Origin of the sequence: Amycolatopsis thermophila (assembly GCF_030814215.1) — a bacterium.
In the GTDB taxonomy this organism is placed as follows: Bacteria; Actinomycetota; Actinomycetes; order Mycobacteriales; family Pseudonocardiaceae; genus Amycolatopsis_E; species Amycolatopsis_E thermophila.
Genome location: NZ_JAUSUT010000001.1, coordinates 2,848,600 through 2,872,323 on the forward strand (window position 1 = coordinate 2,848,600; position 23,724 = coordinate 2,872,323).

At 71.5% G+C, this 23,724-nt stretch carries 25 protein-coding genes; 14 read left to right on the top strand and 11 right to left on the bottom strand.

Annotated elements, in window-relative coordinates; genetic code table 11:
* Positions 1–18: 18 nt before the first annotated feature.
* Both FB470_RS14165 and FB470_RS14170 read left to right on the top strand, forming a co-directional pair.
* Complete coding sequence (locus tag FB470_RS14165) at positions 19–1,581, top strand: benzoate-CoA ligase family protein (RefSeq protein WP_306991820.1); 1,563 nt, start codon at positions 19–21, stop codon at positions 1,579–1,581.
* Entirely contained in the window at positions 1,578–2,435 is an 858-nt protein-coding gene (locus tag FB470_RS14170) for an amidohydrolase family protein (protein WP_306991822.1), read from the top strand. Before FB470_RS14165 ends, FB470_RS14170 begins: the two co-directional genes overlap by 4 nt.
* Here FB470_RS14170 and FB470_RS14175 read toward each other — a convergent pair.
* Positions 2,432–2,815 carry a VOC family protein gene (locus FB470_RS14175; RefSeq protein WP_306991823.1) on the bottom strand — a complete coding sequence of 128 codons (384 nt, stop codon included), beginning with the start codon at positions 2,813–2,815 and terminating at the stop codon, positions 2,432–2,434. The two genes, FB470_RS14170 and FB470_RS14175, sit on opposite strands and share 4 nt — an antisense overlap.
* Before the next feature lie 220 nt (positions 2,816–3,035).
* Positions 3,036–3,485, bottom strand: coding sequence for a MarR family winged helix-turn-helix transcriptional regulator (locus FB470_RS14180; protein WP_306991825.1), 450 nt, complete (start codon positions 3,483–3,485; stop codon positions 3,036–3,038).
* Between the two features lie 95 nt (positions 3,486–3,580).
* Between FB470_RS14180 and FB470_RS14185 the strand changes: the two genes are divergently transcribed.
* Both FB470_RS14185 and FB470_RS14190 read left to right on the top strand, forming a co-directional pair.
* Complete coding sequence (locus tag FB470_RS14185; protein WP_306991827.1) at positions 3,581–4,534, top strand: ring-cleaving dioxygenase; 954 nt, start codon at positions 3,581–3,583, stop codon at positions 4,532–4,534.
* Complete coding sequence (locus FB470_RS14190) at positions 4,531–5,133, top strand: alpha/beta hydrolase (RefSeq protein WP_306991828.1); 603 nt, start codon at positions 4,531–4,533, stop codon at positions 5,131–5,133. Before FB470_RS14185 ends, FB470_RS14190 begins: the two co-directional genes overlap by 4 nt.
* A 185-nt stretch (positions 5,134–5,318) precedes the next feature.
* Here FB470_RS14190 and FB470_RS14195 read toward each other — a convergent pair whose 3' ends face one another.
* The 3 genes from FB470_RS14195 to FB470_RS14205 are packed head-to-tail and all read right to left on the bottom strand — an operon-like array spanning position 5,319 to position 7,764.
* A complete protein-coding gene (locus FB470_RS14195) occupies positions 5,319–6,038 on the bottom strand; it encodes an SDR family oxidoreductase (RefSeq protein WP_306991830.1) in 720 nt (239 codons plus the stop codon).
* A 5-nt stretch (positions 6,039–6,043) separates the two neighbouring features.
* Positions 6,044–7,195: an NADH:flavin oxidoreductase gene (locus tag FB470_RS14200; RefSeq protein WP_306991832.1), complete on the bottom strand. Its 1,152-nt coding sequence runs from the start codon at positions 7,193–7,195 to the stop codon at positions 6,044–6,046.
* Positions 7,192–7,764, bottom strand: coding sequence for a TetR/AcrR family transcriptional regulator (locus FB470_RS14205; RefSeq protein ID WP_306991833.1), 573 nt, complete (start codon positions 7,762–7,764; stop codon positions 7,192–7,194). Before FB470_RS14205 ends, FB470_RS14200 begins: the two co-directional genes overlap by 4 nt.
* Before the next feature lie 62 nt (positions 7,765–7,826).
* Here FB470_RS14205 and FB470_RS14210 point away from each other — a divergent pair, with 62 nt between their 5' ends.
* From FB470_RS14210 to FB470_RS14245, 8 genes are all read left to right on the top strand, one after another.
* Positions 7,827–8,630 carry a class I SAM-dependent methyltransferase gene (locus tag FB470_RS14210; RefSeq protein WP_306991835.1) on the top strand — a complete coding sequence of 268 codons (804 nt, stop codon included), beginning with the start codon at positions 7,827–7,829 and terminating at the stop codon, positions 8,628–8,630.
* A gap of 56 nt (positions 8,631–8,686) precedes the next feature.
* On the top strand, positions 8,687–9,034 hold the full coding sequence (locus FB470_RS14215; RefSeq protein ID WP_306991837.1) for a LapA family protein: 348 nt from the start codon (positions 8,687–8,689) through the stop codon (positions 9,032–9,034).
* Between the two features lie 33 nt (positions 9,035–9,067).
* Positions 9,068–9,844, top strand: coding sequence for an Abi-alpha family protein (locus FB470_RS14220; protein WP_306999261.1), 777 nt, complete (start codon positions 9,068–9,070; stop codon positions 9,842–9,844).
* A gap of 208 nt (positions 9,845–10,052) precedes the next feature.
* Entirely contained in the window at positions 10,053–10,553 is a 501-nt protein-coding gene (gene ectA, locus FB470_RS14225) for a diaminobutyrate acetyltransferase (RefSeq protein WP_306991839.1), read from the top strand.
* A 69-nt stretch (positions 10,554–10,622) separates the two neighbouring features.
* Positions 10,623–11,876 (top strand): diaminobutyrate--2-oxoglutarate transaminase, encoded by a 1,254-nt coding sequence (gene ectB / locus FB470_RS14230; protein ID WP_306991840.1) that lies wholly within the window; start codon positions 10,623–10,625, stop codon positions 11,874–11,876.
* A gap of 22 nt (positions 11,877–11,898) precedes the next feature.
* Positions 11,899–12,306, top strand: a complete 408-nt coding sequence (locus FB470_RS14235; protein ID WP_306991842.1) for an ectoine synthase — start codon at positions 11,899–11,901, stop codon at positions 12,304–12,306.
* Positions 12,307–12,372: 66 nt separating this feature from the next.
* Positions 12,373–13,266: an ectoine hydroxylase gene (gene thpD / locus FB470_RS14240; RefSeq protein WP_370876666.1), complete on the top strand. Its 894-nt coding sequence runs from the start codon at positions 12,373–12,375 to the stop codon at positions 13,264–13,266.
* Between the two features lie 242 nt (positions 13,267–13,508).
* Complete coding sequence (locus tag FB470_RS14245) at positions 13,509–16,289, top strand: AfsR/SARP family transcriptional regulator (protein WP_306991847.1); 2,781 nt, start codon at positions 13,509–13,511, stop codon at positions 16,287–16,289.
* 1,007 nt (positions 16,290–17,296) lie between these two features.
* Here the strand turns inward: FB470_RS14245 and FB470_RS14250 are convergent.
* From FB470_RS14250 to FB470_RS14265, 4 genes are all read right to left on the bottom strand, one after another.
* A complete protein-coding gene (locus FB470_RS14250; protein WP_306991849.1) occupies positions 17,297–17,563 on the bottom strand; it encodes a hypothetical protein in 267 nt (88 codons plus the stop codon).
* Between the two features lie 101 nt (positions 17,564–17,664).
* Positions 17,665–18,543 carry a hypothetical protein gene (locus FB470_RS14255; RefSeq protein WP_306999263.1) on the bottom strand — a complete coding sequence of 293 codons (879 nt, stop codon included), beginning with the start codon at positions 18,541–18,543 and terminating at the stop codon, positions 17,665–17,667.
* 2 nt (positions 18,544–18,545) lie between these two features.
* Positions 18,546–19,025 (bottom strand): DUF6932 family protein, encoded by a 480-nt coding sequence (locus FB470_RS14260; RefSeq protein WP_306991850.1) that lies wholly within the window; start codon positions 19,023–19,025, stop codon positions 18,546–18,548.
* Between the two features lie 84 nt (positions 19,026–19,109).
* Positions 19,110–19,916 carry an SGNH/GDSL hydrolase family protein gene (locus FB470_RS14265; protein WP_306991852.1) on the bottom strand — a complete coding sequence of 269 codons (807 nt, stop codon included), beginning with the start codon at positions 19,914–19,916 and terminating at the stop codon, positions 19,110–19,112.
* A gap of 222 nt (positions 19,917–20,138) precedes the next feature.
* On the opposite strand from FB470_RS14265, the gene FB470_RS14270 reads away from it, so the two are divergent.
* The gene (locus FB470_RS14270; RefSeq protein WP_306991854.1) at positions 20,139–20,792 is read left to right on the top strand and encodes a DUF3159 domain-containing protein; all 654 of its coding nucleotides are present in this window, start codon (positions 20,139–20,141) and stop codon (positions 20,790–20,792) included.
* Between the two features lie 105 nt (positions 20,793–20,897).
* On the opposite strand, the gene FB470_RS14275 is transcribed toward FB470_RS14270, so the two are convergent.
* Positions 20,898–21,815, bottom strand: coding sequence for an N-acetylglucosamine kinase (locus FB470_RS14275; RefSeq protein WP_306991856.1), 918 nt, complete (start codon positions 21,813–21,815; stop codon positions 20,898–20,900).
* Positions 21,812–22,819 carry an SIS domain-containing protein gene (locus FB470_RS14280; protein WP_306999265.1) on the bottom strand — a complete coding sequence of 336 codons (1,008 nt, stop codon included), beginning with the start codon at positions 22,817–22,819 and terminating at the stop codon, positions 21,812–21,814. The genes FB470_RS14275 and FB470_RS14280 overlap by 4 nt, the downstream gene beginning before the upstream one ends.
* 127 nt (positions 22,820–22,946) lie before the next feature.
* Here FB470_RS14280 and FB470_RS14285 point away from each other — a divergent pair, with 127 nt between their 5' ends.
* Positions 22,947–23,675 carry a GntR family transcriptional regulator gene (locus FB470_RS14285; protein WP_306991858.1) on the top strand — a complete coding sequence of 243 codons (729 nt, stop codon included), beginning with the start codon at positions 22,947–22,949 and terminating at the stop codon, positions 23,673–23,675.
* Positions 23,676–23,724 lie beyond the last annotated feature (49 nt).

Below are 23,724 nucleotides of genomic sequence, written 5' to 3' on the forward strand. Positions count from 1 at the left end.
CCCGGGAGGGCGGGCGCGATGGTCGAGTTCAACGCGGTGGACTACCTGGTGGACCGGCACGTCCGGGACGGCGACGGCGCCCGCACCGCGGTCGTCACGGCCTCCCGCACGCTCACCTACGCCGAGCTGTCGGACGCGGTGCACCGCGTCGCCGGCGGGTTCACCGCGATCGGCGTGCGGCCCGAGGAACGGGTCATGCTGTGCATGGTCGACGGCGTCGAGCTGCTGACCGGCATCCTGGGCGCGATGTGCGCCGGTGCGGTGCCGGTGCCGGTCTCGACGATGGTCACCGGACCGGAGCTGGGCCGCGTGCTCGCCGACTCGCGGGCGCGGGTGCTGTGCGTGTCGGACGAGTTCACCGCGGCCGCGATGGAAGCGGTCGAGCTGGCGCCCGAGGTCACCGACGTCGTCCTCGACCGCGCGGACCCGGTGCACTTCGGGCGCACCAGCACGCACGACTGGACGGAACTGTCCACAGCGGACCCGCAGGCCACCTTCGCCACGTGGGAGGACTCGCCCGCGCTGTGGCTGTACACCTCCGGCACCACCGGTCAGCCGAAGGGTGCGATGCACCGGCACGCGAGCATCCGCGCCGTGTGCGAGACCTACGGCCGCCAGGTGCTCGGGATCCGGCCGGACGACAAGTGCTTCTCGGTCCCGAAGCTGTTCTTCGCCTACGGCATCGGCAATTCCGTGTTCTTCCCGTTGTCGGCGGGCGCGTGCACCGTGCTCGAACCGGGGCGTCCGACGCCGCGGCTGGTGGCCGAACGGGTGCGGGCGGAGCGGCCGACGCTGTTCTTCGGCGTGCCGACGTTCTACTCCGCGCTCCTGGCCACCGACCTGCCGTCGGACACGTTCTCCTCGGTGCGCCAGGCGGTCTCCGCGGGCGAACCGCTGCCCGCGGTGATCTACGAGCGGTTCCTGGCCAGGTTCGGGGTGGAGATCCTGGACGGCATCGGGTCGACCGAGGCGCTGCACATCTTCCTGTCCAACCGGCCGGGCCAGGTCGTGCCGGGCACCACCGGCGTGGCCGTGCCCGGGTACGAGGTGGAGATCCGCGACCCGCTCGGCGCGCTGATCGAGGCCACGGGCGAGCCGGGTGAGCTGTACGTGCGCGGGCCGTCGACGGCCTTCGGCTACTGGAGCCGGTACGAGACGTCCAAGCACGTGTTCCAGGGCGAGTGGCTGCGGACGGGGGACAGCTACGTGCGCAACCCCGACGGCACCTACACGTGCCTCGGTAGGTTCAACGACATGTTGAAGGCGGGCGGGATCTGGGTGTCGCCGTCGGAGGTCGAGCAGCGGTTGCTGCAGCACCCCGATGTGGCCGAGGTGGCGGTGGTGGCGGCGCCGGACTCCGACGGCATCGAGAAACCGGTGGCGTGCGTGGTGCCCGCCGCCGGGCGGGCGGTCGACCCGGACGCGCTGATCGACTTCTGCCGGGAGGGGCTGGCGTCGTTCAAGCGGCCGCGGGCCGTGGTCGGGGTCGAGGAGCTGCCGAAGACCGCGACGGGCAAGATCCGCCGGAACGTGATCCGCGAGCTGGTCCGGGACTCGCTGCGGCCGGGGGCGCTCGCGTGATCGATGGTTACACCGTGGTCGACGCGCACGTCCACGCGCCGCGGCTGAGCACGTTGAAACCGGCGTGGCTGGAGTGGGCGGAGCGTTTTTCGGGCCCGCACGACTGGCGCTCGGCCTACGACGCGGACGGCGATGTCGTGCCCGCGCGACTGGACGCCCTGTTCGAGTCCGAGGGCGTCGATCGCGTGCTGCTGTTCTGCGAGTACAGCCCGCGGGCGACCGGGATCCAGCCGATCGAGGACAACCTGCCGATCGTGGCGCGGAACCCGGCGCGGTTCCGGCTGGTCGCGAACGTGAACCCGTACCTGCACCACCCGGTGGCGACCGAAGTGGAGCGGCAGCTGGACCTGGGCGCGGTGGCGTTGAAGATCCACCCCGTGCACGGGGCGTTCTCGCCGGGTGACAAGGAGCTGTACGCGGCTTACCACGTCTGCGCCGAGCGCGGGGTGCCGGTGATCATCCACTCGGGCACGAGCAGCTTCCCCGGCGCCCGCGCGAGCTTCGGCAATCCGGAGCTGATGGCGGACGTCGTCGAGGACTTCCCGTCGGTGCAGTTCGTGTTCGCCCACGGGGGCCGCGGGTGGTGGTACGACGTGGCCGCGTTCCTGGCGCTGGCGCGCGACAACGTGTGGCTGGACCTGTCCGGGCTGCCGCCGAAGAAGCTGCCGGAGTACTACGCGCGGTTCGACTTCGTGCGGCTGGCGGGCCGGTTCGTGTTCGGCACCGACTGGCCGGGCGTCCCGGGTACGCGCCGGAACGTCCGGGCGCTGATCGAGCTGGGCCTGCCGGACCCCGTGGTGCGGGACGTGCTGTCCGGCAACGCGGCGAAGATCTATCCGGGCCTGGGGATCTAACGCGTCACCTGGTGCAGGCAGAGCACGTTGCCCTCGCTGTCGTTGAACCACGCGGCTTTCTCGTGGCCCATCGTGGCGATGTGGTTCTCCGTGCGGAGGTCGCCGGAGTCGAAGTCGGCGAAGTGCACTCCGCGGGCCTCGAGGTCGTGCACCTCGGACGAGATGTCCGCGACCTCGAAGCTCAGCGCCGTGTTCTCGCTCGGCTTGGTGTCCGGCAGCGGTCGCAGGCCGATCACGTGGCCCGAGCCCGCCTCGAAGAAGCAGGTCCCGTCCGGGCCGGTGTCGGTCTGGCGCAGGCCGAGCTGGTCACCGTAGAAGTGCCGGGCCCGGTCGGTGTCCTGCGCGGGAAGCATGTGCGTGATGGTGGACGTGGTGAGCATTGTCGCCTCCTACTCCAGCGACGGGGGAATGTTCCGTCAGCGGCTTGCGTGGCCGTGCGGGTGGCGGAACCTGAGGCGGCGCAAGCTGCGTACGTGGTGGCAAGCGGCCCGCCCGCGTCAATCGTGCGCCGGCAAACCGGGGGAGGCAACGGGGGTGTCAGCTGGTGCCGGGCAGCTCGCGCAGCGTGCTCACCCGCCCGCGGGCGGACCCGCGCCCGCGTCAGCCGCCGTTGACCTCGCGCAGGGTGCGCATCGCGTCGGCGAGGGCTTGTGATGCTTCCGGTCCCAGGGGTTCCAGCACGCGGCGCCGCAGGATCTCCGCGCACGCTTGCCGCGCCTTTTCCGCCACCTCGCGCCCGTGCTCGGTCAGGCACGCGAACGTCACGCGCCGGTCGTCGGGGCTCGGTTTGCGCGTGATCAGCCCGGCCGCCACCAGCCGGTCGGCCACCTTGGTGAACCCGCCGCTGGACAGCGCCGCCTCCGTCGCCAGCCGCGTCATCGGCATGCGGTGGCCGGGCGTGCGCACCAGCCGCAGCAGGATGTCGAACGGCGCCGGCGCGAGCCCGAACCGCTCGGCGATCTCACCCATGACCCGATCCTGCGTGGCAAGGTACCCCTCGATCACGAGGCCCCACCACGTCACGATCTCCTCATCACTGGGAGTGGTCACACCCACCACTATACCGGCCGTAACTCTTCCTGGAATATATCTTGCTAGCGAGAGGTTGTCGGGGTTAGTTTGGAGCCCCGGCAAAGGAGCAGACGATGTCCATCAAGACGAGCGGCTTGCACCACGTGACCGCGATCGGCGGCGACCCGCAGCGCAACGCCGACTTCTACCTGCGCACGCTCGGCCTGCGCCTGGTGAAGACGACGGTCAACTTCGACGATCCGGGCACGTACCACCTCTACTACGGCGACCAGTCCGGCAAGCCGGGCACGCTGATGACCTTCTTCCCGTGGCCGGACGCGCCCAGCGGCCGCATCGGCACCGGCCAGGCCACCACCACCGCGTTCTCCGTGCCGGAGAACTCCATCGGGTGGTGGAAGGACCACCTCGCCGACGCCGGCATCACCACCGGTCGCATCGCCAACCGCGAGGGTGAGGACGTTCTGACCTTCCGCGACCCGGACGGCCTGCAGCTCGCCCTGGTCGCGCATCCGCAGGGTGACCCCCGCGACCCGTGGGACAACGGCCACGTCCCGGCCGAGCACGCGATCCGCGGCCTGCACTCGGTGACCCTGTCGGTCGCCAAGGAGGACGCCACGTCCGAGATGTTCGGCGACCTGGGCCTGTCGTTCGCCGGCCAGGACAGCAACCGGCTGCGCTTCACCGCCGGCGAGGGCGGTCCGGGCGCGACGGTCGACGTCCTGGTCACGCCGGACGCGCCACGCGGTCTGGTCGCCGCCGGCACCGTCCACCACGTCGCGTGGCGCGCGCCGGACGAGAACAGCCAGGCCGCCTGGCGCGAGGAGCTGGTCGACCGCGGCGTGAACGTCACCTCGATCCTGGACCGGCAGTACTTCCGCTCGATCTACTTCCGCGAGCCGGGCGGCACCCTGCTGGAGATCGCCACCGACCAGCCCGGCTTCGCGATTGACGAGCCGCTGCTGGAGCTGGGCCGCGCCCTCAAGCTGCCGCCGTGGCTGGAGCCGGACCGCGAGCAGATCGAGCGCGCGCTGCCGAAGCTCGTGATCCCGAGCGAGAACAACCGATGACGCTCGAGCACAAGTTCGTCGAGGGTTCGCCGGACGCGCCGGTGCTGTTGCTGCTGCACGGCACCGGCGGCGGGCCCGACGACCTGCTGGGTCTGGGCCGCGAGTTGAGCCCGTCGTCGGCCCTGCTGGCCCCGGCCGGCCCGGTGTCCGAGCACGGCGCGGCGCGGTGGTTCCGGCGGCTCGCCGAGGGCGTCTTCGACTACGACGACGTCCGCGCCCGCACGGACCAGCTTGCGTCGTTCGTGCTGGAGGCGCGCCGGGAGTACCGGCTGGAGGGGCGCCGCCTGGTGGCGGTCGGCTTCTCCAACGGCGCCAACATCGGCGGCGCGCTCACCCTCCTGCGGCCGGATGTGGTCACGGAGGCGGCGCTGTTCGCGTCGATGCTGCCGGTGCCGGACCCGCCCGCGCACGACCTCAGCGGCACCCGGGTGTTCCTCTCCAACGGCGAACGCGACCCTATGGCGCCGCTGCCGTCGAACGAGCAGTTCATCCAGCTGCTGCGCGAGCGCTCGGCGGAGGTGACGGTGCACCGGCACCCCGGCGGGCACCAGATCACGCTGGACGCCCTCGAAGCCGCGAAGGCCTGGCTGAACGGCTAGATGGTCTCGGCTGCGGGGGCTTGAGGCGAGGGACGGGTCGTTCGGCCGCCGACGCGGTGGCCGGGATCGAGCAGTTACGCCGGCCCCGGAAATGGTCCGCCCGGCGGATCGCCACCGATGTCACCGCCGAAGGTGTGACAGCCACCAGCATCCCGGCTCCACACCGACGTCATGACCTCATGCGGCTAGAACTCGGTCGGCCGCATCAGGGCGTCCGATCCACCGTCGATCATGAACTGGGCCCCGTGGATGTATCCCGCGTCCGGGCCGAGCAGGTAGCGGATCAGCGACGCGATCTCCTCCGGCCGGCCCCGCCGCGGGATCGGTGCCTGGTAGCTGCGGATCGCGTCGCCGAACCGGGACTCCAGCCCCGCCTGCAGCAACGGGGTGTCCACGGCTCCGGGTGCGACGGTGTTCAGCCGTACGCCCGCCGCGCCCCATTCGGCAACCCGCCGGCGCACCGCCACCGTCAACGCGTTCTTCGACCACGAGTACGCCAGGTGGCCCGCGTACTCGCCCGCTTCGGCCAGTGCCGCGGCCTCCTCGCCGCGGGAAATGGGGTTGTCCGCCCACTTCGTCATCGTCAACGCCGACGACGACACAGCCACGGCCGCTCCGCGCAGTGCCGGGAAGAGCCCATCCAGCACCTCGACCGCGCCGCGGTAGTTCACCTCGATGATCTGCCGGGGATCCGGCACGTGCGGCCCGAGCCCGGCGCAGACCACCAGCCCGTCCAGCTCGCCGGCCAGGCCGAGCACCCCGTCCACCGCGGCCCGTCGGCCGTCCGCAGTGGACAGATCCGCGCACACCTCGGCGTCGCGCAGGTCGACGCCGACCACGTCGCGCCCGTCCGCCCGCAGCGCGGACACCACCGCGGCGCCGATCCCCGAAGCGGACCCCGTCACGGCGATCACGTCAGCACACATCGCGTCCCCCGGTAGATCGTCGGCATGCATTTGTTGCAGTGCACGCACAACGAGCGCGCACCGGAGCGCAACCTCGACGGCAGATCGGGTTCCCGCAGCAGCGCCCGCGCCATCGCGACGAACGCGAATCCCTCGGCCATCGCCAGTTCCATCGTCTCCAGCCGCGTGATGCCGCCGAGCAGGATCAGCGGCAGGTCCAGCGCGGCGCGGAACTGGCGCGCCCGGTCCAGCAGGTAGGCCTCCTGGAACGGGTAGCTCTTCAGGAACGCCCCGCCGCTCGCGCGGATGCCCCAGCTCATCGGCGGCGGGAACGCGGCGGCGAACTCCCGCAGCGGCGCGTCCCCGGTGAACAGGTACATCGGGTTCAACAGGGAACTGCCCGCGGTCAGCTCCAGGGCGTCGACGGCTCCCTCCGCCTCCAGCCACTGCGCGACCTGCACGCTCTCGTCGAGCCAGAACCCGCCCGGCACGCCGTCGTCCATGTTCAGCTTGGCCGTGACGGCGATCCGGTCGCCCACCGCGTCCCGCACCGCCCGCGCGATCTCCAGCGCCAGCCGCGCCCGGTTCGCCAGCGATCCGCCGTAGGAGTCCTTGCGCCGGTTGAGTTTCGGGCTCAGGAACGAGCTGACCAGGTAGTTGTGTCCGAAGTGGATCTCCACCGCGTCGAAGCCCGACTCGATCGCCAGGCGCGCGGCCGAGGCGTGCGCCCGCACCACCCGGGACAGATCGTCCACTGTGGCCGCGCGGGTCATCCGCATCCCCAGCGGGTTGGGGAACCGGCCCGGCGCGAGTGCGGGCAACCGGTTGGAGGCCGCGTTCGCGACCGGGCCGGCGTGCCCGATCTGCGCGCTCACCGCCGCACCCTCGGCGTGCACGGCGTCGGTGAGCCGGCGCAGCCCGGGCACCGCCTCGTCGCGCATCCAGATCTGGTGCCGGTCGGTGCGCCCGTCCGGCGAGACCGCGCAGTAGGCCACCGTCGTCATCCCGACGCCGCCCCGGGCGGGACGCCGGTGGAACTCGATCAGCCGGTCGGTGACCAGGGCGTCCGGGGTGGCCCCCTCGAACGTCGCGGCCTTGATGATGCGGTTGCGCAGCCGCACCGGCCCCAGCCGGGCCGGTGCGAGAACGTCCGTCATGACCCCGCCAATCCCGCGCTCACGAACGCGCGCAACGTCTCGACCGGGACCTCGCCCGGCATCCCGTCGGCGAAGAACTGCAGCACCAGCCCGAACGCGAGCAACCACCGCTGCGCGGCGGCCGCCGTCGACAGCTCCGGCCGCGCGTCCCGCAACAACTCGATCCACGGCCCCAGCCCGAACCAGCGCGAGGTCCACGCCGGCTCCCGCCGCCCCAGCACGAACCGCGCCAGCAGCCGCAACCGCAGCCGCCCGACCGGGTCGGCGGCCAGGTCGGCCAGCGGGGTCACGACGAGGTCGACCAGTTCCGGCACCGTCGGTACCCAGCCGCCGCGCCGCCGTTCCGCGACCTGGTCCAGCCGCCGCTGCCACACCGGCGCGAGCCGGGCCTCCAGCAGCGCGGCGATCAGCGCGTCCTTCGACCCGAAGTGGTAGTGCACGGCCGCCGGGTTCATGCCCGCAGCGCTGTTGATCGCCCGCACGGACACCGCGTCGTAACCGGACTCCAGCAGCAGCCGCTCGGCGACGGTGAGCAGTCGCTCCCGGGTGGTGGCGTCGGTGCTCGGCACCCGATCAGGAGACCACATTTCCATCACCGGATCAATCACTGATTGACGCGCACAATGGAGGCATGGCGGACGCGGTGGACCGATGGGCGGAGCAGCTGGCGGCCTGGGCGATCCCGGAGCACATCCTGGCCACGGCGGTGGAGTCGCCGTGGGTGTTGCCGCAGGGGGTGTTCACCCGCCGCGTCGACCGCCACCTCGCCGCACCCGCGACGCCGACCCACCGGGCCGTGCTGGCCGGGTTGCCCGGCAGCGTGCTGGACGTCGGCGCTGGTGCCGGCGCCGCGAGCCTGCCGTGCGCCGAGGCGATCACGCACGTCACCGCGGTGGACACGAGCGCAGGCCTGCTCGCCGAGTTCGGCCGGCGGGCGGAGGCGCTGTCCCTGCCGTTCCGGGTCGTCGAAGGCCGGTGGCCCGGCGTCGACGTGGAGCCGGCGGACGTGGTCGTCTGCGCGCACGTCCTCTACAACGCCCCCGACCTCGAGCCGTTCGTGACCGCGCTGACCGCGCACGCGCGCCGGAAGGTCGTCGTCGAACTGGCCGAGGCCCACCCGCTGACCACCCTCAACCCGCTGTGGCGGCACTTCCACCGTCTGGAGCGGCCGACCGGGCCGACGGCCGACGACGCGGTCGCGGCGTTGCGCGAGCTCGGCCTCGACCCGGCGGTCGAGCGCTGGCACAAGGCGGCCGAGCCGGAGTACGCGCACTTCGACGAGCTGGTCGACGTCACCCGCCGCCGGCTGTGCCTGCCCGCCGAGCGCGCCGGCGAGGTCGCCGAGGCGCTGCGCGGGCTCGGCGTGGACGAGGGGACCCCGCCCGACCTGGGCTCCTCCGGTCGCGATGTGGTCACCCTGAGCTGGGATCGTTAGCCGGAGCGAGTGAGTTGGACGCGCGAAATCGGGCTCATCCGCGCACAATCACTCACATGACTCACGCGCAGGGGGACGAGCCGGATACCGGCACCCCACCCCAGCAGCCCGTGACCGAACCCGCCGAGCCCGCGCAGCCGGTCAAGATCAAACGCACCCGGGTCAGCGGTACCTGGGTCGCGATCATCGTCGCGCTGATCATCCTGATCTTCCTGCTGATCTTCATCCTGCAGAACCTCGACTCGACCACGGTCACCTTCCTCGGGATGGAGGGCAGCCTGCCGCTCGCGGTGGCGATGCTGTTCTCGGCGATCGGCGGGGCCGTCCTCGTCGCCCTGGTCGGCGGGGCGCGCATCGTGCAGCTGCGCAAGGCGACCCGGAAGGCGAACAAGGCGCTGCGCTGAGGCGGCCGTAACATCGACTCCGGAAACGGGGTGATGTGGTTGACCAGCGAGAACCTGCCGGATTCGCCGGACGGTGGCGACGAGAACCTGCTGCGCCGGGCCGGACGGCTGGCCGGCTGGGCCGCGCGCACCGGGTTCACCATCGGGCGACGGCTGCCGCTGCCCGGTCTGGAACTGGCCGGTGAGGGCCTGCGGCAGGTCGAGCGGCAGGTCCTGACCGGCCTGCGCCGCCGCCTCGACGAGGTCGACGACCCGTACGTGGTGGCGCTCAGCGCGGCGGGCGCCGAGCACACTCCCAACGGCGCCGGTGAGCTGGTCCCGGCCCGGGAGCCCCTGCGCGCGGCGATGAAGGAGCTGCTCGACCGGTCCGTCGGCTTCGGTCGCGACCAGGCCCGCGAGTACCTCTACGCCACCGTGTTGCGCCAGCTCACCCCGGACGAGGCCCGCATCGTCGCGACCCTCGCCACCGGCACGGCCTTCCCTGTGATCGATGTCACGGAGCGCGGGTTCGGCGGCGGCCGGACGGTCCTGCGCAACGCCTCCACCGTGGGCAAGGTGGCCGGCGTGACCCTGCCCGACGAGGTGCCCGGCTACCTCACCCGGCTGGCCGGGTTCGGGCTGGTCGAGCTGGACGGGGAGAGCCCGGAGCTGGAGTCGCAGTACGAGATCCTGGCCACCGAGGACGTGGTCCGGACGGCCGCGAAGTCGGCCCGGCGGGCCCGGCTGGTCCGGCGCACCGTGCGCTTGTCGCGGTTCGGGGCGCGCTTCTGGGCGGCGTGCGATCCCGGCGAGTGGACTCGCGTCCTGTGAGCGCTGCCACTACCGTGTAACGCGCGGCCCGGTTCGGGCGCTCTAAGTGATAAGGCCCCTACTGGCCGGGGCCATAGCACATCCTGGCCCCTCGACGCCAGCTTTCTGTTGTCATTCTCACGTGTGTTTCGTCGTTGTTGCAGGTAGCTCGCCTGTGCCGATCGCGCTGCGCTGAACGACCTAATCATCTCTGTTAGGTTGTTTTGACATGTCCGGAAAGCACTTGATCGAAAATCCGACCAAGGCCGACGGGGCTGCGCTTTGGCGAATCGCGCGCGATTCGCAGAAGCTCGATCTCAACTCGCCTTACGCCTATCTGTTGTGGTGCCGCGATTTCGCCGACACCTCGGTGGTGGCGCGGGTGGACGGTAATGCGGTCGGATTCGTGATCGCATATCGCCGTCCAGCGGCGCCGGACACCGCGCTCGTCTGGCAGGTCGCCGTCGACGCATCGCAACGAGGGCAAGGGCTGGCCGGAGCCCTGCTCGACAACCTGTACACGCGTCTGGTGGCCGACGGCGTGCGCTACCTGGAGACCACCATCACGCCCGACAACAAAGCGTCGATCCGCCTGTTCACCTCCTTTGCCGAGCGGTGGGGAGCACAGCTGGAGAGCACCGAGCTGTTCAGCTCCGCGGACTTTCCGGACGACGACGCGCAGCACGAGCGGGAAGACCTTTACCGAATCGGCCCGCTCCATCCGCGATAACGCCGGAATGGGGCGAGGACGCCCGTGCGATTGGCTGTCGACAAGCACCAATGGAGGGGAAAACCCACAGTGAGCATCTTCGAAAAGCTCGAATCCGAAGTGCGCAGCTACAGCCGGGGCTGGCCGGTCGTGTTCGACCGCGCCCAGGGCAGCCGCCTGTACAGCGAGGACGGCCGCCCCTACCTCGACTACTTCGCCGGTGCCGGAGCGCTGAACTACGGCCACAACAACCCGGTGCTGAAGAAGGCGCTGATCGACTACATCGAGCGCGACGGCGTCACCCACGCGCTCGACATGTTCACCGTCGCCAAGCGCGACCTGCTGGAGACGCTCGACGAGAAGATCCTCAAGCCGCGCGAGCTGGACTACAAGGTCATCTTCCCCGGCCCCGGTGGCGCCAACGCCGTCGAGGCCGCGCTGAAGCTGGCCCGGAAGGTCACCGGCCGCGAGTCGGTCATCAACTTCACCAACGCCTTCCACGGCATGACGATCGGCGCGCTGTCGGTCACCGGCAACTCGATGAAGCGGCACGGCGCCGGCATCCCGCTGGTCCACGCCACGCCGATGCCCTACGACCAGTACTTCGACGGCGTCTACCCGGACTTCCTGTACTTCGAGCGGCTGCTCGAGGACTCCGGCAGCGGGCTCAACGAGCCGGCCGCGGTCATCGTCGAGACCGTGCAGGGCGAAGGTGGCATCAACGCCGCGGGCCTGGAGTGGCTGCGCGGCCTGTCCGACCTGTGCAAGCGGCACAACATCCTGCTGATCGTCGACGACGTGCAGATGGGCTGCGGCCGCACCGGCCCGTTCTTCAGCTTCGAGGACGCCGGCATCAAGCCCGACATGGTCTGCCTGTCCAAGTCGCTGTCCGGCTACGGCATCCCGATGGCGCTCACGCTCATCCGCCCCGACCTGGACGTCTGGGAGCCCGGCGAGCACAACGGCACCTTCCGCGGCATCAGCCCGGCGTTCATCACCGCGGCCGAGGCGATGCGCACCTACTGGAGCGACGACGAGCTGGAGAAGTCCGTCCGCGCGAAGGGCGAGCGCATCGGCGCCGCGCTGCAGGGCCTGGTCGACGCCTACCCGGAGGCCGAGCTCACCGCCAAGGGCCGCGGCCTGGCCCGCGGTTTGGAGTTCCAGAACGGGGAACTCGCCGGGAAGGTCTGCGCCGCGGCGTTCGAGCGCGGCCTGCTGATGGAGACCTCCGGGCCGGACAGCGAGGTGGTGAAGCTGCTGCCGCCGCTGACGCTCAGCGATGCCGAGGTCGGCGAGGGGCTGGAGATCATCGACGCCTCCGTCAAGGCCGTGCTCGGGAAGTAAGAGAACGAGAAGGGGAGAAGTTTTGATCGTCCGCACCCTCGACGAGATCACCGACACCGACGCTGACATCAAGACGCCGAATTGGCGCTCGAAGCGCATCATCCTCGCCAAGGAGGGTGTCGGCTTCTCGGTGCACGAGACCACGCTGTACGCGGGGACCGTCAACGACTTCTGGTACGCCAACCACATCGAGGCGGTCTTCGTCTTCGAGGGCGAAGGCGAGATCACCAACAAGGCGACCGGGGAGACCCACCAGCTCAAGCCCGGCTCGCTGTACCTGCTCAACGACCACGACAAGCACCAGGTCCGCCCCAAGACCGACATGCGGACCGTCTGCGTGTTCAACCCGCCCGTCACCGGCCGCGAGGTGCACGACGAGAACGGCGTGTACCCGCTGATCACCGAGGACGGCGCGGAGAAGACCGCCTGACCACCACGACCGAGGCCCCTACCGAAAGGCAAAACGCATAAAAGGAGGCGAACCGTTTTGACGATCATGGAAACCGGCCTGGAGGACAGTTACCCGACCAGGGTCCCGTCCCCGGCCGAACCCTTCGACCGTCAGGATCCGACCGTCTGGGGCGGTGAGGCCGACGGACCGATCGACGCCGCGACGCTGGCGGCGCACGACGCGAAGGGGTACCACATCGTCGAGGGCCTGCTCTCGCCCGCCGAGGTGCAGGGTTACTGGCAGGAACTGGTCCGGCTGTCCAGCGACGAGGCGCTGAAGGCCGACGAGCGGGTCATCACCGAGAAGGCCACCGGCAGCGTCCGGTCGATCTTCGAGGTGCACCGGATCAGTGAGCTGATCGCCGAACTCGTGCGCGATCCGCGCATCCTCGACCGTGCCCGGCAGATCCTCGGCTCCGAGGTGTACATCCACCAGAGCCGGGTGAACTACATGCCGGGGTTCAAGGGCACCGGGTTCTACTGGCACTCCGACTTCGAGACCTGGCACGCCGAGGACGGCATGCCGCGGCCTCGGGCGGTGAGCTGCTCGATCGCGCTGACCGACAACTACCCGTTCAACGGCGGCCTGATGGTCATGCCGGGCTCGCAGCGCACTTTCGTGCCGTGCGTCGGCGAGACCCCGGACGACTACTACAAGTCGTCGCTGAAGGAGCAGGAGATCGGCGTTCCCAGCGAGCACGACATCACCAAGCTCGCCGCGGAGCACGGGATCGACCAGTTCACCGGGCCCGCGGGCTCGGCCCTGTGGTTCGACTCCAACATCATGCACGGGTCCGGCAACAACATCACGCCGTACCCGAGGTCGAACATCTTCCTGGTGTTCAACAGCGTCGAGAACGCGCTCGTGGAGCCGTTCGCGGCGGCCAAGCCGCGGCCGACGTTCATCGGCAGCCGTGACTTCACGCCTGTGACGCGATAGACACCGGGAGAAGTGCGGGTCGGGTGTAGCCACTCCATCGCGCTTTGTTACAGTGCCGCCACTGCGAACGGCGGCAGCATGGGTCTTCCTTGCTCGGGGTGAATCCCGTGTGACGCCGGTAGCGATGGCGTGGCGAACCCGGCCCCGTCACTGTTTCACCGAGTGCGGCCCCGCACCATCAGATCGGGACTGATGGTGCGGGGCCGTACTCGTTCCATGGCGCGGCGCTCGGGGAGGGGCGTGTGCTCGAGGAACCACGCATCCAGCTGCTCGGGCCCGTGCAGCTCCACGTCGACGGCCGCCCCGCGCCGATCGGTGGTCCGGGTGTGCGCGGGCTGCTCGCGCTCCTGGCGCTGCGGCCGAACCGGATCGTCGCGCTCGACGACCTGATCGACGCCCTGTGGAACCACGACCCGCCGCCGACGGCGCGGACGATCGTGCACGGCAACATCTCCCAGCTGCGCCGCGCCCTGCGCCCGGCAGGCCCGGCGCGGGTGCGGATCGACACGGTCGCGCCCGGCTACCGGCTGAGCATCGACCCGATGCTCATCGACGTCCACCGGGCGCGCGCGCTGTTCGCGCGGGCCGGGGCCGCCCCGTTGACCGAACGTGCCGAGCTGCTGGCCGAGGCGTACTCGCTGTGGCAGGGGCGGGAGCTCGGCGGCGTGCCGGAGTCGCTGCGCGCGCCCGAGCTGGCCGACCTGCGGACCGCGGTGCACGGAGCGCGCGTCGATGCGGACCTGGCCCTGGGCCGGCACGGCGAGCTGATCGACGAGCTGACCGCGATCGTGCGGGAGGACCCGGGCCGCGAGCGGACGACCGGGCAGCTGATGCGCGCGCTCCACGCCTCGGGGCGGCGGGCGGACGCGCTGGAGGTCTACCGGAGTGCGGCGCGGTTCGCGTCGGAGCGGCTCGGTCTCGACCCCGGGCCCGAGCTGCGCGCGCTGCACCAGCAGGTGCTCGACGACGACCTGCCGCCGCCGGCGGTGACCGTGACCAGGATGGTGCCGCGTCAGCTGCCGCCCGCGACGCCGCTGGCCGGGCGGTCGGCGGATCTGGCGTGGCTGGACGGCGTGGACGGGGTCGCGGTGGTGACCGGGCCGCCGGGGATCGGCAAGAGCGCGCTCGCCGTCGCGTGGGCGCACCACGCGATCGCCCGGTTCCCGGACGGGATCCTGTTCGCCACGCTGCGCGGTTTCGACTCGCAGCGCGAGCCGGTGCCGGTGGCGGAGGTGCTGACCCAGTTCCTGCTCGGGCTCGGTGTGCCGCCGCCGGAGCTGCCGGAGTCCGAGGACGAGCGGCTGGCGTCGTACCGGTCGCTGGCGGGCGGGCGCCGGATGCTGGTCGTGCTGGACGACGCCCGGTCGGCCGAGCAGGTGCGGCCGTTGCTGCCCCCGGGGCCGGGTTCGATGGCGGTGGTGACGTCGCGGGCGCGGTTGGACGGGCTGGCGGTTTCACACGGGGCGCGGGTGCGGCCGCTGGAGCCGCTCGCGTCGCCGGACGCGGTGCGGCTGATCGCGGACGTCGCGGGCGCGGCGTTCGCCGAGCACCACGAGCAGCTGGCGCGGTTGTGCGAGGGCCTGCCGCTCGCGTTGCGGATCACCGGCGCGCGGCTGGCGGCGGGTCCGGCGTGGACGGTGCCGGAATTCGTGGCCGAGCTGGCGAGCGAGCGGACCCGCCTGGCGGCGCTCGACGTGGACGACGCCGGGGTGCGGGCCGCGTTGGACGTGTCGTTGCGCGGTCTGCCGCCCGAGGTGGGGTCGGTGTTCCGCGCGCTGGGCGCGTTTCCCGGAGCCACGGTCGGTCCGTTCGTGGTGGCCGCGTTGTGTTCGGTGCCGGTCTCCGAGGCGCGGCGCCGGTTGCGTGTGCTGGCGGCGCACCACCTGCTGGTGGAGAGCGGGCCGGGGGTGTTCACGCAGCACGATCTGGTGCGGCTGTACCAGCGTGAGCTGGCGGGTTCGCCGTCGCCGGGGTTGTCGCGCGTGGTGCGGTACTACCAGGCGGCGGCCGACCGGGCGCGGCGCCGGCTGCTGCGGATCGTGGACCCGCTGGACTTTTCGGACGTGCCGGTGGAGCTGCCGCGGGTGGACGGGTTCGACGAAGCGCTGGCGTGGTTCGTGGCCGAGTGGCCGAACCTCTTGGCCACTCTGGAGGCCGCGGCCGCGGCCGGTCTGCACGACGACGTGTGGCGGCTCGCGCGGGTGGTCCACACGTACCGGGTGGTGCGCCCGTTGTGGGACGAGTGGCGGCGGGTGGTTTCGCTGGGGATGGCGGCGGCGGAGGCGTGCGGGGATGCGGGGGCGCGGTTCTGGATGCTGATCTCGCGGTGCGCGTTGTCGCTGACGTTCGACCTGGGTGCGGCGAGCCTGGACGACGCCTCGGCGGCGTTGGCGATGGCCGGTGCGGATCCGCGGCGCCGGATCTGTGCGCTCATCCACGTGGGGTGCGCGTTGAACAGCTGCGGCCGGCACGAGGAGGCGGTGGACTGCCTGGTTCGGGCGATCTCGGCCGCGTCGGGCGATGACGAGCTGCGCGGCCAGGCGCTGGCGAACTGCGCGGAGGCGGAGAAGGCGGCGGGCCGGTACGCGTCCGCGATCGCCCACCAGCTGGAGTCGCTGGAGATCGACCGGCGCCTCGGGGACGAGAGCTATGTGGTCGTCTCGCTGAACAATCTGGCCGAGGCGTACTTCCGGTCGGGCGATGAGCAGCGGGCGTCGGCCTGCGCGACGGAGGCGGTGGAGCTGGCCGCGCGGCGGGGGTTCCTGCTGCAGGAGGCCGTGGGCCGCCTGTCGATCGGCCGGATACTCCGCCGCCGGGGCGACGCCGAGGGGGCCCGCCTGCAGCTCAGACTCGCCGCGGAGCTCCACAGCCGCGTGAGCCCCCGCCCGGCGCCGGAAATCCTGGCCGAGCTGGAGGCCCTCGGCGTGCCCGCGGAGGAGCTGGAGGAAGCCGCATCCGGCGGCGGCAGCGGGTTGCAGCCGGTCGAATCCGCCGAGGCCGATGGGGCGGGCGGTGGCGGTTGAGCTTCGTGGCTGCCTGAGGTTGGTGGCGGGTTGAGGGTGCCGGGTTGGGCGGTCGCGGGTTGGGTGGTGTTGCCCTGGGCGCGGAGCCTGGGGTGCTGCGTTGGGCGGTGGCTCCCGGGGGTGCTGCGACACGCGGTGCCGGACTGGACGGTGCTGCCCTGGGCGGTGGCGCGGGCGTGCCTGGGATGATCGTGCGGGTGATGCCTGGGCGGTGGCTGGACGGTGCTGCCCCGGGGGTGGCGCGGATGGCTCGGCTGGGGTGACCGTGCGGGTGATGCCTCGGGCCATGGCGGGCTGGACGGCGCTGCCCTGGGCGGTGGTGCGGGTGGCGCGCTTGGGGGTGATCGTGACTGCGGGTGCTGCCCTGGGCGGGTGGCGCGCATGGGGGCGACCGCGCGGGCCTGGGCGGGGTGCCGGCGCGGGTGATGCGGCACCGAATGACGCTTTCGAGTTAGTGGAGCTCGACGCTGACCGAATTCTTGGCGATGGATCTTGCCTTGGGCGTAGGGTGCCGCTTGGCCGTCTGGCGCGTGGGGGAGCGGCAGACGGCCCTCTTGTTCCAGGCCGTTCCCTCCGGGCGTCGTGGCACTTTCGACCCCGATTGAACGGACCGTTCAATCGGCCCCCGCCCTCGGCTGCGAGTGGCCCATTTGTCCACGTGCCCATGGCGAGCTCGTCGGCGGGCGGGCGGCACCCACAGTCGCACGAGTGGCCCGCTCGGAGCTGTATGAAGGGGTCCGTTCGTCGGTGCGCGGCTGGCGCGTTCGGCGGCGGGCGGGCGGTCCACACGCAGCCGCACGAGTGGCTCACCTATCGGCGCGCGAGTGGCTTGGTCGTGGCTGCGCGATGTGCGTGGAGCGTTCGCCTGGGTGCGAATGGCGCGCTTGGAGCTGCGTGAAGGGTCCGTTCATCGCCGTGCGAGGTGGCCGTCCGCCAGCCCGCCAGCTCAACCCCGCCAGCCCGCCCGCCACGTCCAGCCGGCTCGCCACATTCAGCGGCCCGCCAGCTCAAGCCCACCAGCCAGCCCGGCATCGCCAGCCGCCCTCGGCAAAGCCAGGCGCCCCCGGCAACGCCAGCCCGCCAGCCAGCCCGGCAAAGCCAGTTGACCGGCCGCAGCCGGCCAGCCCGTCCGCCAAAGCCCACCAGCCAATGCCGGCCAGATGCCAGCCAGCCGATGCCGGCCAGCCGATGCCGGCCAGCCGATGCCGGCCAGCCAATGCCGGCCAGCCAATGCTGCCAGCCAATGCTGCCAGCCGCGCCACGGAAAGTCTCACCCGAGAACCCCGCGCACCCGCCATCGCCCGAAAACCCCGCGCACGCGCCACCACCCGAGCCCCCCGCACCCGCCGCCGCACCGGCCCCGGCACCAGCACCCTCACTGGTCGAACAGGTTCACTTCCGGGGTGATTTCCAGCAGCTCGTGCACCGGCCGCCCGCGGCGTCCGTCGATCGTCGTCGTGCGGACCACTCGCAGCCGGGCCGTGACGGGGCGGTCCAGGTTCTCCTTGATCTGGTCCAGCAGGTCCGGCGCCACCGCCCCCTGGATCGTCCCGCCGGATTCGCGCTCCAGGTAGAAGATCCGGCGCCTCGTGCGGACCCCGTCGAGGCGCCCGGACACCGTCTCGTAGCCGACCTCTTCGCGCGACTCGCGCAGGCTGTTGTGCAACACCTTCGCCTGGTCGGTCGTCATGCTGCGCGTGACGTCCTCACCCGCCGTCGGCGTCAGCTGCAATCCGATCCCCGTGTTCTTCACGACCGCGCTGACGATGTCGCTCACCGCGTTGCGCACCGTGTCCCGCTGCAACAACACCGCGTCCAGGGCGCCGTCGTCGGAACCGTTGGCGGGCAGGAAGTCGCACAACTCCTTCACCGCTCGCTCCGACAAGGTCTCGATCCCGTCGTGGATCAACGCGTCGTCCGGCGCCGGCTCCGGGAACCCGAAGAATATCGTGTTGCCCGCCTGCCCGCGCTGGATCAGCGGCGCCTTGTCCCGGTCGGTCTGCTGGACGTACGTGATCTCGCCTTGCGGGTTCCGGATGATGTGCCCGACCTTCGCCGTCGCGTCCTGCAACGCCCGGCTGATGTCGGAGAACGTGTACGCGTCCAGGTTCGTCGACCCCAGCATCGACACCCGCAGCAACGGTGACCGCGCCGTGCGCTCGAACTTCGCGTGCGCCGCCATCGCCGACGCGCGCGCCAGATCGTCCAGCCACGTGCCGCCGGGGATCTCCTCGGCGATCCGCCGGAAGTCCATCATCACCACACCACCTCGGGAAACCCGCGGCGCCCTTCGTACGACCAGGTGTCCGCCCACGTCTCCTCGTCGCCGGGAAAACACAGGAACCCGTCCAGCAACCCGCCGACCGGTTGTACCTGATCGAGGTACATCGCGGGCTGCCCGACGATCACCCCGCGCAGCGTCACCAGCCCGTACAGCGAATCCCGCACCCGTCCGGTCATCCGCTTCAACCCACCCCAGTCGTCCGGCAGCAACACGACGTCGAGCCCGCTGGGCACGTCCGGGGTGCGCGTGATGAACTGCCCGCCGATCCAGGCGCGGCCGCTCGGAATGGTCCGGGCGACCGCGCCGAGATAGCTGTTCAGAGCGCTGAACAGGATCTCGCGGGCGTTCTGGTGCGGCGCGTCGAAGACGAGACGTTCGTAGATGTCGGCCACGTCCGCACGAAGCCGCCCAGGCGGAAGAACCCCCTCGGGGGTCCAATGGGGCAGCGGCATGTCATGAAGTTATCAGCGACGCGCGGCGTCGCCGTTGAGGGTGGTGGCGCCGACGGCCGGGGCCCCGCGACCGACCGGTGATGGTCAGCTCGCCGAGGCGCGCTCCTCCGACACCGGCGGACCGGCCACCACGAACGGCGTCAGCTGCGGCCGCTTCGGCGACAGCCCGTCGCCCATCGACTCGCCGCGCAGGTGGCGCCGGATCCACGGCAGCAGGTGCGTCCTGGTCCACGCCAGGTCCGACCGGCGATTGGCGATCCAGTCCGGCCGCACCTCGACCAGCGGCCACGGCTCGCGCCAGTCGTCGGCCGTCGGAACGCCCAGCACCTCGGCCGCGCGCAGCGCGATCCGACGGTGACCCTCCGCCGTGAAGTGCAGCCTGTCGTCGCTCCACGCGCGCGGGTCGTGCAGCACGTCCATCGCCCACAGGTCGACGATCTTCGCGCCGTGCCGGGCCGCGCTGGCCCACAGGTGCGCGTTGTAGATGCCGATCTTGCCGCGCAGCACGCTCATCACCGGCAGGTGCTTGGTGTCCGGCCCGTTGAACACGAGCACGTCGATCCCGGCCGCGCGCAGCTTGCCGATCACCTCGTCGAGCTGGGCCGCGATCTCGTCGACGTCCGAGCCGGGCACGATCACGTCGTTGCCGCCCGCGCACAACGTGACCAGGTCGGGTTTGAGCTCGAGGGCGATCGGCACCTGTTCCTCGACGATCTCCGCGAGCATCTTCCCGCGCAGGGCGAGGTTGGCGTACTGGAAGCCGGGCTGCCCTTCGGCCAGGATCTCGGCGAGCCGGTCGGCCCAGCCGCGGAAGGTCCCGTCCGGATTGAAGTCGTTGAGACCTTCGGTGAAGCTGTCACCCAGCGCGACATAGCTGTCGTACTCACGCACGCTGCCGTCCCCTTTCGCCAGCACCTGTTGATCGCCCCTCGAACAACTCAGCAGGATGCACCCGTAATCCCGACCTACGCCACCGTCGGTTCAGCGCAAGCTCACAGTCCCTTGTGTTGTCGGCCTCCTGAGCTTCTCCATTACCACCTCTTTGCCCGGACGCTGTGGTGAAGATCTCGATGGTAGCTGCCCGCACCGACGGTTTTGGGGCACGCTGTAGGGGTGACCGAGCAAGCTGTGCCCCGACGGGAGTCGCTGGGCAGCATCCTGGGTGGTCGCCAGGGGGCGGTCGACGCGAGCCTGCCGCCGCTGGCGTTCGTCGTCGGCTGGCTGGTCGCCGGTTCGTCGATCGCCTGGGGGTCGGTCGCGGCGATCGCGGTGGCCGTGGTGGTCGGTGTCGTCCGCCTGGTGCGGGGTGACAAGGCGCGCGCCGTCGTGGTGAGCCTGGCGGCGGTGATCGTGGCCGCGCTGATCGCGCTGCACACCGGGCGTGCGCAGGACTTCTTCCTCATCCAGGTGCTGTCCAACGTGGCGAGCGCGTTGCTGTGGGTGGCCAGCGTGGCCGTCCGGTGGCCGCTCCTGGGCGTCGTGGTCGGGGTGCTGCTCGGGCAGAAGACCCGCTGGCGCAGGGACCCGGAACTGCTGCGGGCCTACTCGCGGGCCAGCCTGGTGTGGTCGCTGCAGTACGTGCTGCGGGTGGTCGTCTACCTGCCGCTGTGGTGGGTGGGCGAGCTCGTGGCGCTGGGCGTGGCGCGCACGGTGCTGACCTGGCCGCTGCAGGCGGTGACGATCGCGGTGAGCGGCTGGGTGCTGTACCGGACGCTGCCGGAGGAACACCCGGGCCTGCGCGTCGTGCGGCAAGCTGCGGACAGGTAAGAGCCCCCGGCGAGGGGGAGGTCCGGGGGCCGTCCACACCGTACGCCCGTTGAGACGCCCGTCACTTGTGCTCCCGCCACGAAAAACGTCCGGTTCTTTGGTCGGTCAGCCCGCGCGACGGGCCGCTGCCTCGCCGAACGCCTCGACGGCGGCGAGCCAGGCCGCGCCGTACACGCCGTCGGAACTGGTCCGCACCTCGAGCCCGGACAGCTTCGCGCGCACCCGCTCGCCGACCTCGGTGCCGGGCCCGAGGACGCTGCCGACCAGCACGACCGGGGTGTCCTCACCCGGTTCGCGGGTCGCCAGGGCGGTGCGGACCAGCAGGTCGGCGCCGCGCTCGACGATGTCCGCGGCGGCCGGGTCGTCCACCGCGACCAGGGGTGCGAACCGGGCGAGGCGGATCGGTGGCTCGGCGTTGGTGACCGCGATGAGCCGCCGCCACGCCCACCGCCGGTCGGTGGCGTCGACGTCCGCCTCGGCGAGCACCGCCGTGGCCAGCGGGCCCAGTTCGCCGTCGTGGCCGAGCGCGGCCAGCGTGGCGCGCACGGCCTCCCGGCCCAGCCAGAACCCCGACCCTTCGTCGCCGAGCAGCCAGCCGTAACCGCCCTCGGTGGCGACCATGCGGCGCTTGCGGATCCGGCCCGCGATGGACCCGGTGCCGGCGATCAGGACCGTCCCGTCCGGGGCGTCGGTCGCGGAGGCGAACGCGACCTCGGCGTCGGTCAGGATCAGCACGCGGTCTAGGCCGACGTCCCGCAAGGTGCGGTCGAACAGGGCGGCGACCTCGGGGTCGGTCAGCTTCGCGGTGCCCGCCATCCCGATCACGCAAGCGCTTGCGCGCCCGGGGAACTCCGCCGCCGCGCGGATCGCCGCGGCGAGGTTCGCGACCGCTTCCGCGGGCGGGTGCGAGTTCGGGTTCGCGCCACCGGCCCGGCCGCTGCCCAGCACGCTGCCGTCCGCGCCGACGGCGAGTGCGCGGGTGGAGGTGCCGCCCGCGTCGACGCCGAGGACGAACGCCGTCATCGCGTCCTGGTCACCTTGTTCAGGCCGCGCGGGCGGTCCGGGTCGAAGCCGCGGGCGAGCGCGAGCCCGAGGGCGATCCGCTGCACCGGCAACACCTCCAGCACGGGAGCGAGTTCCTCGGTCACGGACGGTACCGGGATCCGCACCGCGGCGGGCACCTCGTCCGCGGAGGAGCCCAGCGCGAGCACGTCGGCGCCGCGTTCGGCGACGGCCGTCAGCACGTCCCGCAGCGCGGCCCCGCCGCGGCCGGCGCCGGTGATCGCCAGCACCGCGGTCTCTTCGTCGACCGCGGCCACCGGGCCGTGCAGCAGGTCGGCCCCGCTGTACGCGCGGGCGGCGAGGTAGCTGGTCTCGGCGAGCTTGAGCGCCGATTCCAGCGCGGTCGCGTAGGAGTAGCCGCGGCCGGTGGTGATGATCCGGTCGACGAAGCGGTAGCGGTCGACGGCGCGCTGCACGTCCACGTCGAGAGCCTGCCGGGCCAGCGGCTCGATCTCCGCGGCGGCTGAGGCGTCGCCGCCTCGCACGGCGTCGACGAGCAGGTACAACGCGAGCAGGGTGGCCGAGTACGTCTTGGTCGCGGCCACCGCCGTCTCGGTGCCGGCGCCGATGTCGACGGCCAGCTCGGCGGCGCCGCCCAGCGGGGAGGACGGCGTGTTCGTCACCGCGACGGTCAGCGCGCCCTGCTTGCGCGCGGTCTGCGTGAACTCGAGCAGGTCCGGTGAGCCGCCGCTCTGGCTGACCGACACCAGGAGCACGTCGCGCAGGTCCGGGCGTGCGCCGTACAGGGTCACCGTGGAGGGTGAGACGAGCCCGGCGGGCAGTCCGAGCAGGACTTCGATGAGGTACTTCGCGTACAACGCCGCGTGGTCGCTCGAGCCCCGGGCGGCCAGCAGGGCGAACCTCGGCGGGCGCCGGGCGATGGCCCCCGCGACCTCGGCGATCTCCCCGCGGCGGGCCACCAGTCCGCCGAGGACGGCGGGCTGTTCGGCGATTTCCGCGGCCATGTGCTGTCCGGGGTTGCTCATCGTTGATCCCTTCGAAGGTCTAGACCAATGCTACCCCGGGCGCGGTCCCATCGGGAAAGGGTAGTTTCATCCTGCGCCGCAGGCGCGGTTCGAGGAGGAGTCGGTCATGTTGGAGTCAGCCACGCGCGGTCAGCGCGAGCCGAAGTACTGGGCGTTGAAGCAGCACCTGCTCGATCTGCTCGAGACGATGCCGCCGGGGTCCCCGATCCCCACCGAACGCGCGCTGGCCACCGAGTTCGCGGTCTCCCGCACCACCGTGCGGCAGGCGCTCGCCGATCTGACCGCCGAGGGCCGGCTGCACCGGGTGCAGGGCAAGGGCACCTTCGCGGCCGAGCCGAAGCTGGCGCAACGGCTGCAGCTGTCGTCCTACACCGAGGACATGCGGGCGAAGGGGCGCGAACCGTCGTCGCGGTTGCTCGAGGTCGAGGAGCTGACGGCCGAGCCCGAGCTGGCGAAACTGCTCGGCATCCGCAACGGGGCGAAGGTGTTGCGGATGCGCCGCCTCCGGCTCGCCGACGGTGAGCCGATGGCTCTGGAGACCACGCACCTGCCGCTGGGCCGGTTTCGCGGGCTGCGCAAGCACGTGTCCGAGGGCGGTTCCCTGTACGCGGTGTTGCGGGAGCACTACGGCGTGGAGATGGACAGTGCCGAGGAGACGATCGAAACCGCGCTCGCCGGTCCCCAGGAGGCGGATCTGCTGGGCGCCGACGTCGGCACGCCCATGCTCCTGCTGTCCCGGCATTCGTTCGCCGCGGACGGGAAACCGGTCGAATTCGTGCGGTCGATCTACCGGGGTGACCGGTACAAGTTCGTGACCACGCTGTCGCGTCCGTAATCTCCCAAGATCCCTTGCGGTGTCAAGGGATTGTTAACCCCAGAGTGTC